15 protein-coding genes are annotated in these 13,113 nt (G+C 72.4%); 11 read left to right on the top strand and 4 right to left on the bottom strand.

Annotated features, from left to right (window positions below):
• Together phoA and AW16_RS0116155 are read right to left on the bottom strand one after the other, a co-directional pair.
• A partial coding sequence (gene phoA / locus AW16_RS0116160) for an alkaline phosphatase (RefSeq protein WP_051682026.1) occupies positions 1-1,464 on the bottom strand: 1,464 nt, incomplete at its 3' end.
• 115 nt (positions 1,465-1,579) lie between these two features.
• On the bottom strand, positions 1,580-2,251 hold the full coding sequence (locus tag AW16_RS0116155) for a response regulator transcription factor (protein ID WP_029292070.1): 672 nt from the start codon (positions 2,249-2,251) through the stop codon (positions 1,580-1,582).
• Between the two features lie 66 nt (positions 2,252-2,317).
• On the opposite strand from AW16_RS0116155, the gene AW16_RS0116150 reads away from it, so the two are divergent.
• The 7 genes from AW16_RS0116150 to AW16_RS0116120 all read left to right on the top strand — a co-directional run bounded on the left by AW16_RS0116150 (position 2,318) and on the right by AW16_RS0116120 (position 7,812).
• Positions 2,318-3,478, top strand: a complete 1,161-nt coding sequence (locus tag AW16_RS0116150; RefSeq protein ID WP_029292068.1) for a sensor histidine kinase — start codon at positions 2,318-2,320, stop codon at positions 3,476-3,478.
• Between the two features lie 288 nt (positions 3,479-3,766).
• A complete protein-coding gene (locus AW16_RS0116145) occupies positions 3,767-4,348 on the top strand; it encodes a hypothetical protein (RefSeq protein WP_029292066.1) in 582 nt (193 codons plus the stop codon).
• A 56-nt stretch (positions 4,349-4,404) separates the two neighbouring features.
• Positions 4,405-4,983, top strand: coding sequence for a signal peptidase I (locus tag AW16_RS0116140; protein ID WP_029292064.1), 579 nt, complete (start codon positions 4,405-4,407; stop codon positions 4,981-4,983).
• Positions 4,980-5,534, top strand: a complete 555-nt coding sequence (locus AW16_RS0116135; RefSeq protein WP_029292063.1) for a hypothetical protein — start codon at positions 4,980-4,982, stop codon at positions 5,532-5,534. Before AW16_RS0116140 ends, AW16_RS0116135 begins: the two co-directional genes overlap by 4 nt.
• Positions 5,531-6,064, top strand: a complete 534-nt coding sequence (locus tag AW16_RS17890; RefSeq protein ID WP_051682025.1) for a hypothetical protein — start codon at positions 5,531-5,533, stop codon at positions 6,062-6,064. The genes AW16_RS0116135 and AW16_RS17890 overlap by 4 nt, the downstream gene beginning before the upstream one ends.
• Before the next feature lie 8 nt (positions 6,065-6,072).
• Positions 6,073-7,164 carry an RICIN domain-containing protein gene (locus AW16_RS0116125; protein ID WP_029292061.1) on the top strand — a complete coding sequence of 364 codons (1,092 nt, stop codon included), beginning with the start codon at positions 6,073-6,075 and terminating at the stop codon, positions 7,162-7,164.
• Positions 7,165-7,266: 102 nt separating this feature from the next.
• On the top strand, positions 7,267-7,812 hold the full coding sequence (locus AW16_RS0116120) for a SipW-dependent-type signal peptide-containing protein (RefSeq protein ID WP_029292060.1): 546 nt from the start codon (positions 7,267-7,269) through the stop codon (positions 7,810-7,812).
• 87 nt (positions 7,813-7,899) lie between these two features.
• Here AW16_RS0116120 and AW16_RS0116115 read toward each other — a convergent pair whose 3' ends face one another.
• Positions 7,900-8,721: an SGNH/GDSL hydrolase family protein gene (locus AW16_RS0116115; protein ID WP_081861746.1), complete on the bottom strand. Its 822-nt coding sequence runs from the start codon at positions 8,719-8,721 to the stop codon at positions 7,900-7,902.
• Between the two features lie 68 nt (positions 8,722-8,789).
• Positions 8,790-9,485, bottom strand: a complete 696-nt coding sequence (locus AW16_RS0116110; protein ID WP_029292058.1) for a uracil-DNA glycosylase — start codon at positions 9,483-9,485, stop codon at positions 8,790-8,792.
• A gap of 182 nt (positions 9,486-9,667) precedes the next feature.
• On the opposite strand from AW16_RS0116110, the gene AW16_RS0116105 reads away from it, so the two are divergent.
• From AW16_RS0116105 to groL, 4 genes are all read left to right on the top strand, one after another.
• Positions 9,668-9,970 (top strand): DUF3263 domain-containing protein, encoded by a 303-nt coding sequence (locus AW16_RS0116105; protein ID WP_029292057.1) that lies wholly within the window; start codon positions 9,668-9,670, stop codon positions 9,968-9,970.
• An 84-nt stretch (positions 9,971-10,054) separates the two neighbouring features.
• Entirely contained in the window at positions 10,055-10,675 is a 621-nt protein-coding gene (locus tag AW16_RS0116100; RefSeq protein WP_051682024.1) for a LytR C-terminal domain-containing protein, read from the top strand.
• Positions 10,676-10,806: 131 nt separating this feature from the next.
• Positions 10,807-11,010 carry a cold-shock protein gene (locus tag AW16_RS0116095; protein ID WP_029292055.1) on the top strand — a complete coding sequence of 68 codons (204 nt, stop codon included), beginning with the start codon at positions 10,807-10,809 and terminating at the stop codon, positions 11,008-11,010.
• A gap of 366 nt (positions 11,011-11,376) precedes the next feature.
• Entirely contained in the window at positions 11,377-13,002 is a 1,626-nt protein-coding gene (gene groL, locus AW16_RS0116090; RefSeq protein WP_029292054.1) for a chaperonin GroEL, read from the top strand.
• Positions 13,003-13,113: the final 111 nt, after the last annotated feature.

Here is a 13,113-nt window from a genome sequence, read left to right as displayed (position 1 = left end):
CGGGACCGCGCGGCGCATCACGTGGCCGTTGCGGGCCGCCCCCGCCCGGGGGGGGGGGGCGCCGGGGCGGCGGCGCGGCGCGTCGCGGGTGGTGAAGAACAGGTCGGTCTGGTCCGTCAGGCCGACGACGTTGGCCGCGCGCGGGCCGTACGCCGCGATGCGCACCTGCGTACCGGTGTGGTCCTGCGAGCCGCCGGTGTCGGCCGTGCCGTAGGCGACCGTGATCGGCTTGTCGTCGGCCGTCAGCAGCGTGCGCGTCAGGCCGGGCGTCGTGGTGCCGGGGTAGATGATCTGGCTCGAGTGGCCGTGGTCCGCCGTCAGCACGACGAGCGTGCGGCCGTCCTTCTTCGCGAAGTCGAGGGCCACCTGCACGGCCTCGTCGAGCCCGACGGTCTCACCGATCTGGCCGCACGGGTCGGCAGCGTGGTCCTGCTTGTCGATGCTCGCGCCCTCGACCTGCAGGAAGAAGCCCTTGCCCGACGAGCGGTCCAGGAGCTTGATCGCCTTGGCCGTCATCGCGTCGAGCGCCGGCGTGGTCGGGACGTACGCGGGGTTGTCCGTGCAGGTCACGGGAGCCTCCGTGCCGCCGGTGTGCGTCGCGAGCGGGCCGGTCCAGCGCACGGGCAGGTTGCCGGGCGCGAACAGCCCGAGCACGGGCGACGACTGGTTCGCGGCCGTCACGCCGGCGAGCCCGGCCGCGTCGGTGACGACCTGGTACCCGCGGTCGCTCGCCTGCTGCAGGAGGGTCTTGCCCGCCCACTGGCCGGCGGCCGCCTTCTCCGCGAACGAGGTCGCGCCACCGCCCAGCGTGACGTCGGCTCGCGCGTCGAGCAGCTGCTCGCTGATCGAGCCGAGGCCGCCGTTCTGCAGAGCGCTCGCGGGGCATTTCGCCAGGGTCGACGAGGGCGCGTAGCAGCTGCGGTCCGGCACGTGCGCGATCTCGACGGCGGGCGTCGCGTCCTGGATCTCCGCCGTCGTGACGTTGCCGGTGCGCAGACCGTTGGCGCGCGCGATCTCGAGCAGGGTGCGCTGCGGGGCGCCGTTGACGTCCACCGAGATGGCGCCGTTGTAGGTCTTGGTGCCCGTGGACCAGCCCGAGCCCGACGCGGCGGAGTCGGTCACGTAGTCGGGGAGCCCGTCCTTCTTGTCGAGCGCGTACGTCGTGTACTGGCCCGTGAGCGGCAGGGCGTCGATGCCCGCGAACCGGCCCGCGGCGCCCACCGCGTAGTCGCGCGCGACGGTGATCTCGGAGTCACCCATGCCGTCGCCGATCAGCAGGATGACGTTCTTCGCGGCGCCGCCCTTGATCTGCGCCTTCACCGCGGCGGTCTGGTCTCCGTCCAGGCGGCGCGCGTCGCCGTGGCCGGTGAGCTGCGTGCTCAGCGCCCAGCTGGTCGTGGCGCCCATGACGAGCGCTCCGGCGACGACGGCTGCTGCGAGCGGACGACCTGCTCGTGTCCTCATCTCGATCCCTTTCCCGGGGGTGTGCGGGCGACGTCGATCGCCCGGAGCAGTCGACCGGGTGAAGATGACGGGAAGATGAGGAAAGGGTGGTTCGTCCGGGAACAGTGCGGGCCGGTCAGACGGCCGGGCCGGTCTGCTCGAGCAGCCGCAGCGCGGCGGTCACACGCGGGTTGCGCTGCGGGTCGGCGTCGATGCCGAGCGTCGCGTACATCGCGTTGACGTGGTTCTGCACCGACTTCTCGGTGATCCCGAGCCGCTCGCCGATGCCCGCGTTCGACAGCCCCGACGAGAGCAGGCGCAGCACCTCGTACTGGCGGTCGGTGAGCCGCGCGACGTCCGACCCCGCGCGCGGGCGGACCTTGGCGAGCAGCGCCGGGTCGAGCACCGTCTCGCCCACGGCGGCCGCGCGGACCGCCGAGACGAGGGCCTCCTCGCTCGTCGACGACGTCTTCGACAGGTATCCCCACCCCGCGGCGACGTCCCGCGGGAGGTCGAGCAGCAGGTCCATCGCGTCGTGCGCGGACAGCAGCAGGATGCCGAGGGTCGGGTGGCTGCGGCGCAGCGTCACGCCGAGCGCGATGCCGTTGCCGTCGGGGAGGTCGATGTCGAGGACGGCCACGTCGACCGCACCGGGGCGGATCACGCGCATCGCCTCGGTCGTCGTCCCGACCGCGGCGACGACGTGGAGGCCGTCCGTGCCGGAGAACGTCCGCTCGAGCATCGACCGGAACAGGGGTTGGTCCTCGACGACGGCGACGCGCAGGGGACCGGCGGCAGTGGTGGTCACGCGGCAAGTATCCTCGGCGCCGGGTGCGCCGACCGAACGCGCGCCGCGGGCAGCCTGGAGGCGACGATGCCGGACACCGCACTGGTGGCGGCGCGGCGAGCCGCCGACGTCCGCAACGACAGGCTCGTGCTGCTGCGCGGCGCGGCGATCGTGAGCGCCGGGTACGGCGTCGGGGCCTCGCTCCAGGCCGTGTACGTGTACTCGCGCGTCCTGCCCTCGCTGGGGGCCGTCCCGATCTGGTGGCGGCTCGCCGCCAACGCGGTCGCGGTCGTCGCGCTGGTGGGGACCCTGTGGGCGCTGCGCGTGTACCGGTACCGCACGGCGTGGCCGATGATCGGCGGGGCCGCGGCGGCCGCGCTGGTGAGCGCCGTGCTGCGCTGGTGTGCACAGGTTGCCTTCGGCATCGCGGCGGCCGGTGACACCGACACCCGGGACGCCGAGCTGCTCGGCGGGTTCATCGTCGCCGGGATCTCGGTCGCGATCGCCCTGTGGTCGCTGTACTCGCGGCGCGTGGCTCGCGGGGCGATCCGGTCCTCGGAGCGGCGCGCCGTGCACGTGGAGTCGACGCTGCACATGCTGGAGCAGGAGGAGATCCGCGTCCGGCGCGAGGTCGCCGAGGGCTTGCACGGCACGCTGCAGAACAAGCTCGTCGTGGTCGTCGCGCGGCTCGACGAGGTGCTCGACCAGCCGCTCGACCTGCGCGAGCAGGACGTCGCGACGCTGCGGTGGATGCGTGCGGAGCTCGACGACGTCCGCGAGCTCGACGTGCGCCAGATGAGCCGGCTGCTCTACCCCGAGCGGCTCGAGCTCGGCCTCGTCCCGGCCGTGCGGGCGCTCCTGGGCAGGCTGCCGTCGACGATCGCGACCCGGCTCGTCGTCACGGACGACGTGCGTGAGCTCGACGACCCCGCGAGCAACCGCATCACCGTGGGCACCCGCCTGCTCGCGGTCAGGGTCGTGGAGGAGGGCATCACCAACGCGCTCAAGCACGGACCGGCGACGACCGTCGCGGTCACCGTCGGCGTCGAGGACGGGCGTCTCGTCGTCGGGGTGGAGAACGACGTCCCGCTCGAGCTGGGTGCCGGACCACGTGACGACTCGGGCATCGCCCGGCTGCGTGAACGGGTGGCGCTCGCGGACGGGACCCTGGAGCTCGGACCGGGTGACCCCGCCGACGTCCGCCTCGAGCTCCGCGTCCCCCTCCCGGCGATGGAGACCGCGCGCTGACGTTCGCTGTGCAGGCACTGTGATGTCACCCGAACGGCTGCAGACGTGGCCCACGTCACGCAGTAGCGTTCGCCTTGCTTGTCTGATCTGGGCCTTTGTTGCCGGGTGAAACAATCCGACGTATCAGACGCACGTGGGTGCTGACACCCCACCCCCCTCCTGACGACCACCGTGGCAGCCGCCTAACGTCCCGAACTGGTCGCTTGTCCTGGTCACTTGACCAGTTCGTGCGACGGGGTTCTCGACGAACGGCTCGGGGGCTCACCCACGACTCGTTCGGAGACTCAGATGGCCATCGACGCCACCACCCGCCCGGCTGCCGACCGCAAGAAGCGCAAGCGCGGCGCCGTCATCAAGTTCTCGCTCGTCGGCGCGGCCCTGCTGGGCATCGGCGCCGCGGCGACGTCCGCCGCGTGGACGGACGACGCATGGTTCACGGGTTCCGCGACCGCCGCGTCGATCGAGCTCAAGGGCGCCGTCTCGGCGAGCGCGGATGACATCGTCGCGACGGACGCCTCCTGGTCGCTCGCCGACACGCAGGGTTCCCTCACGATCCCGGGTAGCACGTTCGCCGACCTGCTCCCGAACGAGACGCGCACGGTCTACCTGCACCTGCTCAACGCGGGCAGCACCAAGCTGAACCTCCAGAACGTCCAGTACACGCTGTCGAACACGACGTACTTCGACAAGACGACGCTCTCGACGACGAAGGCCAAGGTCGTGCTCGACACGGTCCCGGGCTCGCTCGCGAAGAACGCGCAGACCGCGCTGAAGCTGACCGTCACGACGGACCCCGACTGGGTCGACGCCGCGCAGGGCGCGACGACCAACATCGTCGTCCAGTACCAGGGCACCGCGACCAACAGCTGACCCACCGGTGGGGGACCGACGGCTCGTCGGTCCCCCACCAGGGCGGGAGGCCCGTCATGATCCGAGTGCTGCGTACGTTCGGGAACGTCGTCCTGTGGCTGCTGGCCGTCGTCGGCGTCCTGTCCGTGCTCGTGTGGGGCGCGTCGAGGGCCGGCTGGATCAAGCCGCTCGTCGTGATCTCCGGCTCGATGGAGCCCAAGATCATGACGGGTGACCTGCTGGTCGACGTACCGACGCCCACGGGCGAGCTCGAGGTCGGCGACGTCGCGTCGATCTACAACCCGATCACGCGCAACCTCGTGTCCCACCGGATCGTCGCGATCGAGCAGACCGGCGACGCCACGTGGGAGATCCACATGAAGGGCGACGCCAACGACGCGCAGGACGGCGGGGCGTACGAGGTCGGCGACACGGTCTGGACCCCGCGGTACCAGCTCTCGGGTGCCGGGTTCCTGATCGCCGACGTCTCCCGGCCCTCGGTCGTGATCCCGCTGGGGATCACGCTGCTCGCGCTCGTCGGCCTGACCATGCTGCCGTCGTCGCGGGACGAGGACGACGAGCAGGACGACGAGCCGCACGACGACGCGGGCTCGGCACCCGCCGGACCCCCACTCAAGGAGCACGTGCCCGTATGACGCACCCGATGCGCGCCACCGCCGCGGTGAGCCTGGCCCTCGCGGCCGCGCTCGCCGTGCTGGGCGTGCTCGCGGGTGCCAGCGGTGCGTCGGCCGACGAGGTGCCGCTGCGGTTCTCCTTCACCAACCTCCTGCCGGGAGACGTCCGGTCCTCGAGCCAGCCGTACCGGCTCGAGCAGGACGCGCGCGTGGAGGCGGCGGTCGTCGACGCGTCGCCCGGGAGCGGTGTCGCGTGGCGCGCGGCGCTGTGCGGCTCGTCGGGCTCGTGCGTGGACCTGATGACGGTGCGCGAGGGCGACGAGCTCGCGGCGGGGGACTACACGCTGACCGTCGGCGTCACGGCCGACGACATCCGACCCGGCGAGGTCAGCTCGCTCGAGGGTCGCATCACGCTCGTCGAGCGGACCTCCGGGTCGCTCGCGAGCACAGGCAGCACGGTGCTGCCCCTCGCGGCCGGTGCGGTCGCGCTCGGGGTGCTCGGGCTGCTGCTGATCCTCGTGGCCAGGCGCCGCGACCACGACGACGAGACGGGCCAGGAGCCACTCGCATGAACCAGGAACCGAAGACCCGCGACGTGCGCAGCCGTCGCCGGCGTCGCCGTACAGCCCTCCAGCTCGCACTCGGCGGGCTCGCGCTCGTCGGCATCGGTGCGGCCGCGACCTCGGCCGCGTGGACCGACCCGGCCTACTTCACGGGCGACGTGAAGAGCGCGACGGTCGACCTGCGCGGCCGCATGTCCGGCAGCACCACATGGAGCACCGCCGACACCGCGGGGACCGCGGTGGCGCTCGGGTTCGCCAGCACTCCGATGGTGCCGGGCGGCACGCAGGTGAAGACGATCGAGCTCCAGAACGCCGGGAACACGCCCCTCAACCTCACGTGGTCATCCGGCAACCCGACCTTCCTCGTGGACGCGAGCTGCTTCAGCGTCGCGTACAGCGCGTTCGGCGCCTCGCCGCTCGCCGCGGGGTCGACGACCAGCGCGACCGTGACCGTGACGCTCAAGAGCGACGCGCCGCAGGCGACCTGCGCCAACAAGTCGCCGTCGCTCACGGTCCAGGTCGTCGGCGCGACCGCCTGAGACCGGCCGTGACGCGACGGGTCGACGCGCACCGGGGGCACACCCCGGCACGTCGTCGTGCCCTCGCGGCGGCGCTGGCGGTCTGCGCCCTCGTCGCCTCGGGCGCCCTGCGCCAGGTCTCGCCGACCTCCGCCGCGTGGCAGGACCCCGCGTACGCCTCCGGACAGGTCGTGAGCGCGACCGGACCCGTGCTGGACGGCCGGCGTGGGACGGCGGCGTACGTCGCAGCCGACACGAGCGATGCCGGGACCGCGGTGGACCTCGCGAGCGGGACCTCGCTCACGGGCCTGCAACCTGGTGCGTCGCAGACGATCCAGCTCGGTCTGAAGAACTCGGCCGCGAGCCCGGTGGCGGTCTCGGCACCGACGACCTCGATGTCGACGTCCGGCGGCCTGACGGGCAGCTGCGCGATCACGACGACGGTGTCAGCCGCGTCCAGCACGTCCCTCGCGGCGGGAGCGGCGGCGACGGCGACCGCCACGGTGGCCGTGCCGAGCGGCCTGCTGCCGACCTGCTGGAACCGCACCGGTACGTTCCTCGCGCGCTGGGACGCGTCGATGACCGGCAGCACGTGGGTCAACCCGGCGTGGTTCCGAGGCGAGATCTCGCTGGGCACCTGGGTCTGGTACGGGCAGGTCAAGCTCAACGGCACCAGCCTGTGCCTCGACGTGGTGAGCCGGCTGAACGACGACGGCACGGGCGTGCAGGTCTACGACTGCAACAAGACGCCCGCGCAGGTGTGGACGTTCAACCCGAACGGCACCGTGAAGGTCTACCAGTCGGTGGGCCAGTGGAACGCGACGGACAACCCGACGCCGCGGTGCCTCGACATCAACGCGTCGAGCCAGGCCAACGACGTGCAGATGCAGATCTGGTCGTGCGGGACGAGCCAGGCCAACCAGACGTGGCGCCTCGTGGACAACGGCGACGGCACGGTCCGGGTGGTCAGCGCGCTGCAGACCACGGGTGGCAAGGATCGGTGCCTCGACGTGCCGAGCTCGTCGCTCACCTCCGGGACCCGTGCCCGCGTGTACGACTGCACGGCGGCGAACCGGTCGCGGTCGTGGGTGCTGTCCACGGTGTCGCCCGTCGCCTACTGAGCCTTCCTGGGCGTGCGTCCAGGTTCGGCGCGTAACGTGCGACGCCAGGTCGCTACGACCAGAACCCGACCAGATCCCGACCAGAACGCGAGAGGTGGACCGGTGAGCGCCAGACGTGCCGTCGCCGCGACGGTCGTCGTGCTGCTCGCTCTCGTGGGTGTCTCCGTGGCGCTGCACCCCGGCGTGACGAGCGCGGCATGGAACGATCCCGTCGTGGCGACCGGCACCGTCACGAGCGGTTCGTGGGCCCCCACGGTGACGAACGAGTGCGAGATCCGCAACGCGGCCGGGATCAAGGTGGCGGGCACCACCTGTGTCGCCACGGCGCCCCAGCCGCAGTGGGGCAACGAGTACGACCGGTATGCCTACTTCTACCCGCACATCCAGCTCTCGCGGGAGATCCAGTCGGGCGAGTACGTGTGGTTCTCGGTGACCGTCCCCACGAGCAACGCGCCGGCGTTCTGGTCCTGGGCGAACGCCGGGATCGACTCTCTCAACTTCGGGGCCAACGGCGGCGGCGTCGTGTCGCGGTGCGCCGACCTGCCCGTCATCGTCGGCAAGATGATGAGCAACTGGGGCACCAGCTACGACCTCTACATCAAGGTGTCGTACGCGCGCGGCTCGTCGCCGCTGTGCGTGACTCCCTGACGGCCGGTCTCAGCCCGGCACGACAGGCGCGCGCGACGGGTACGCGACGCGGCAGGGTGACCCGGATGTCCGGGGGCGCGCGGGCGGTCAGACGACGGGCGTGGGCTCCGGGCGGCGCGGGGTGCGCTCGTCGCCCGACGAGCGGCCGCGCAGCCGCCGCGTCGCCCAGGGGTACACGTGCGTGCGGAACCACGCGGCGTCCTCGCGGGCGCGCTGCAGGCGCGGGGTCGGCGGGAGCGGCTCGAGCGGGTCGTCCCAGTCCGGGGAATCCGGCTCCAGCCCGAGGCCGACGAGAGCCGCCTGCGCGACGCGCGTGTGCCCCTCGGTCGTGAGGTGGATGCGGTCCTCGGCCCACATGCGCCAGTCCGCGAGCGAGCGCATCCCCCACAGGTCGACGACGTGCGCACCGGTGCGGCGTGCGATCGACCAGATCTGCGTGTTGTACACCGCGACGCGCGAGCGGGTCGCGCGCACCAAGGGCGACTGCGCGGTGTCGAACCCGGTGCCGAGCAGCACGTCGATACCTGCCGACCGCAGCCGCACGACGGCCGCCTCGAGGTTGCGTGCGAGGCGGTCGACGTCGGCGCTCGGGCGCAGGATGTCGTTCCCGCCGCCGACGAGCGAGACGAGGTCCGGCTGCATCGCGATCGCCGCGGGCACCTGCTCGCCGAGGATCGGCCGCAGCCGGCGGCCCCGGATCGCGAGGTTCGCGTACTCGAGCGGGGCCTCGCCCGCGGCGACGCGCCGACGCGAGATCGACCCGGCCAGCTGGTCGGCCCACCCGCGCAGCTCGCCGTCGGGGCTCGTCGGCCCGGCCGACCCGTCCGGGCTGTCCCACAGCCCCTCCGTGAACGAGTCGCCGATGGCGACGTAGCGGGACCAGCGGGGGGCGTCGGGCGTCGTGCTCACCGCGACATCATGCACTCGTCGGCCGGTGCGCACCGCACGGGAGGCGGGTGGACGCGGCGTGACGTCCGCTACGGGAGCCGCCAGTCGACCGGCTTCGCGCCCTGCGCGACGAGCAGCTCGTCGACCCGCGAGAACGGCCGCGACCCGAAGAAGCCGCGGCTCGCGGACAGCGGCGACGGGTGCACGGACTCGACCGTGGGGACCCCGGCGAGCGCGGGCCGCAGCGACTGCGCGTCCCGTCCCCACAGCACCGCGACCAGGGGACCGCCCCGCTCGACGAGCGCCTCGATCGCCCTGTCCGTGACGGCCTCCCACCCGCGGCGGCGGTGCGACGCGGGCGCACCGGGCGCGACGGTGAGCACCCTGTTGAGCAGCATCACCCCCTGGTCGGCCCACGGGCTGAGGTCGCCCGACGAGGGGCGCGGCAGCCCCGTGTCGTCGACGAGCTCGCGGAAGATGTTGTCGAGCGACCGGGGCAACGGTCGGACGTCGGCCTGCACGGAGAACGAGAGCCCCATCGCGTGCCCGGGTGTCGGGTACGGGTCCTGGCCGACGACGAGCACGCGCACGTCCGCGAGCGGCCGCCGGAACGCACGCAGCACGTCCGGCCCTGCGGGCAGGTAGCTGCGGCCTGCCGCGACCTCGGCGCGCAGGAACTCGCCCGCGGCGCGGATCTGCGGCTCGACGGGGGCCAAAGCGGCCGCCCAGTCGGGCGCGACGAGCTGGTCCAAGGGGGCTGCGGTCACGCGCTGAACCGTACTCATCGGACCGGCGACGAGGAGTCGTCGGCCGCCCGCCCGGGGTGCCTCGGCGTGTCGCGGCGGACACGCGGATCGCCCGGCGGTGGGAATGACACGCGTGTTGTTCGCGTCCTAGCATGGGGCCGTCGGTGAGGTCCGCCGACGACGAAGGAGGACGCATGGACGCCGCGGTCGCGCTCGAGCCGATGCACCACGTCGACCCCTCGTCGGCCCCGGCACTCGACCAGGGCCACGCCGGGACCCTCTCCGAGCGCGACGAGCAGATCCTCGCGTTCGAGCGTCAGTGGTGGAAGTACGCGGGCGCCAAGGAGCAGGCGGTCCGCGAGCTGTTCGACATGTCGGCCACGCGGTACTACCAGGTGCTCAACGCGCTGATCGACGACCCTGCGGCCCTCGCGCAGGACCCCATGCTGGTCAAGCGGCTGCGCCGTATGCGCTCCTCGCGCCAGCGCGCGCGCACCGCACGCCGCCTCGGCTCGCACGACTGACGCTGGCCGCCTTCGGCCGGGACGCGCGGCGGGTCACGAGCCGGCTGGCACGTTCCCCCAGATCGAACCGTTAGCCTTGCGGCCGTGAGCAAGGCCGACTACCCCTACGCCGACGACGAGTTCGACGCCCCCCGTGGACCCGACGTCCCCCGCGGCGTCCACCGCGCACCGCGCTCGGCGTGGAGCCGCTGGTGGCCGTTCCTCGTCGTGCTCGTCGTCGTCCCCGCGCTCGCCTACGCGCTCGTGACGTGGGCGAGCCGCGACCGCTCGACCGACGACTCGAGCTCGCCCGAGCCGGACGTGACGCAGACGGAGACGACGAAGGCGACCGACGACGCGACGCCGCCCGCCACGAGCGAGCCGCCGGAGAGCCCGTCGCAGGGGCCGACGTCCGACGAGTCGACCGGCGACGCGACGCCCGAGGTCGACTTCGCGACGCCCGTCGTGATCCAGAACGCCGCCGGCGTCAAGGGCCTCGCGGCGCGCACCGCGGCCGAAGTCACCGCGGCCGGCTTCTCGAAGGTCGTCGCGGAGAACTTCTCCGGCGCCAAGCCGTCCGAGTCCACCGTGTACTACTCGAGCTCCGACCAGCAGGCCACCGCGCAGGCCGTGGCGGACGCGATCGGCGTGGACGCGGTCACGCTCTCGGAGTCCGACGCTGGCGACGGCATCACGGTCGTGCTGGTCACGGACCCGAAGGCCTGATCACTCGACCGGGTCAGCCCGTGCGACGAGCCGCCCGCGAACCCTGGTCGCGGCGGTGGGCGCGCCACTAGGCTCGCCGCAGCAGAGCGCCGCCGGAGCGCCTGCCCCGTACCGTCGTGGAGGAGTTGCGCATGGCCCAGGGCACCGTGAAGTGGTTCAACGCCGAGAAGGGGTACGGCTTCATCACCCCCGTGAGCGGTGGCGCTGACCTCTTCGTCCACTTCAGCGCGATCCAGGTGGATGGCTACCGCTCCCTCGAGGAGGGGCAGGAGGTCGAGTTCGAGCTCGGCCAGGGAGCCAAGGGTCCGCAGGCGGAGCAGGTCCGCCCGCTCTGACACGGCACGCCGGTCTCGGGCTACCCCGGGCGGCGACCGAGATCCTCACGACGAGGGCACGACGGCCATCTCGGCACGTCGTGCCCTCGTCGTGCGTCCCGGTGCCGACGACGGTGCTAGACGTCGGTGCTCGTCGACCGTGCCCGGGGACGGTGCCCGCGCGGGTCCTGCCGAGAGCGAACCGTCTTGCACTCTCGGGGGTCGAGTGCTAACCATTGACTTAGCACTCTCCGGTGGAGAGTGACAGAACCACCCTGGCCGTCCGAGTGAGGTCGGGTGCGTCGCGGGACATGACCGCGCGCGTCCGTCCGTCCGTCGCGGGCACCCGCCGGCCCACCCACGAACCGAGTGAAGGATCACAGCCCCATGGCCAAGATCATTGCCTTCAACGAGGAGGCCCGCCGCGGCATCGAGCGGGGTCTCAACGTCCTCGCCGACACCGTCAAGGTCACCCTGGGCCCGAAGGGCCGCAACGTCGTCCTGGACAAGAAGTGGGGCGCCCCCACGATCACCAACGACGGCGTCTCCATCGCCAAGGAGATCGACCTCGAGGACCCGTACGAGAAGATCGGTGCGGAGCTCGTCAAGGAGGTCGCCAAGAAGACCGACGACGTCGCCGGTGACGGCACCACCACCGCGACCGTGCTCGCCCAGGCGCTCGTGCGCGAGGGCCTGCGCAACGTCGCGGCCGGCGCCAACCCGATCGCGCTGAAGAAGGGCATCGAGAAGGCCGTCGAGGCCGTCACGGCCCAGCTGCTCGCGCAGGCCAAGGAGGTGGAGTCCAAGGAGGAGATCGCCGCCACGGCCGCCATCTCGGCCGGTGACACCGCGATCGGCGAGCTCATCGCCGAGGCCCTCGACAAGGTGGGCAAGGAGGGCGTCATCACCGTCGAGGAGAGCAACGCGCTCGGCCTCGAGCTCGAGCTCACCGAGGGCATGCGCTTCGACAAGGGCTTCCTGTCGGCGTACTTCGTGACCGACCCCGAGCGTCAGGAGGCCGTCCTCGAGGACGCGTACGTCCTGCTCGTCGAGGGCAAGATCTCGAACGTCAAGGACCTGCTGCCGCTGCTGGAGAAGGTCATCCAGGCCGGCAAGCCGCTGTTCATCGTCGCCGAGGACGTCGAGGGCGAGGCCCTGGCCACGCTCGTCGTCAACAAGATCCGCGGCCTGTTCAAGTCGGTCGCCGTCAAGGCCCCCGGCTTCGGCGACCGCCGCAAGGCGATGCTGCAGGACATGGCGATCCTCACGGGCGGCCAGGTCGTCTCGGAGACCGTCGGCCTCAAGCTCGACACGGTCGGCCTCGAGGTGCTCGGCACGGCCCGCAAGGTCGTCGTCACCAAGGACGAGACCACGATCGTCGAGGGTGCGGGCGAGGCCTCGCAGATCGCGGGTCGCGTGAACCAGATCCGCGCCGAGATCGAGAACTCGGACTCGGACTACGACCGCGAGAAGCTGCAGGAGCGCCTCGCCAAGCTCGCCGGCGGCGTGGCCGTCATCAAGGCGGGCGCGGCCACCGAGGTCGAGCTCAAGGAGCGCAAGCACCGCATCGAGGACGCCGTGCGCAACGCGAAGGCAGCCGTCGAGGAGGGCATCGTCGCCGGTGGTGGCGTCGCGCTCATCCAGGCCGGCAAGACGGCGTTCGAGGGCCTCGAGCTCACGGGCGACGAGGCGACCGGTGCGCAGATCGTGCGTCTCGCGATCGAGGCCCCGCTCAAGCAGATCGCGGTCAACGCCGGTCTCGAGGGCGGCGTCGTCGCGGAGAAGGTGCGCAACCTGCCGACCGGCCACGGCCTGAACGCCGCGACCAACGAGTACGAGGACCTGCTGGCCGCGGGCGTCAACGACCCGGTCAAGGTCACGCGCTCCGCGCTGCAGAACGCGTCGTCCATCGCGGCGCTGTTCCTCACCACGGAGGCCGTCGTCGCCGACAAGCCGGAGAAGGCCGCGCCGGCCGCTCCGGGCGGTGGCGAGGACTTCGGCGGCGGCTTCTGAGCCACCCCGTCTGAGCCCGCACGCGGGCTCGGTCCCCGGACGGGCCGGTCACCTCACGGTGGCCGGCCCGTTCGTGGTCCCGGCCCCCGCCGGCCCGCCACGGCGCCGCTC

This window comes from Cellulomonas sp. HZM (genome assembly GCF_000708885.1).
Classification (GTDB): Bacteria; Actinomycetota; Actinomycetes; order Actinomycetales; family Cellulomonadaceae; genus Cellulomonas.
This window is presented reverse-complemented; position numbering and strand designations above follow the sequence as displayed.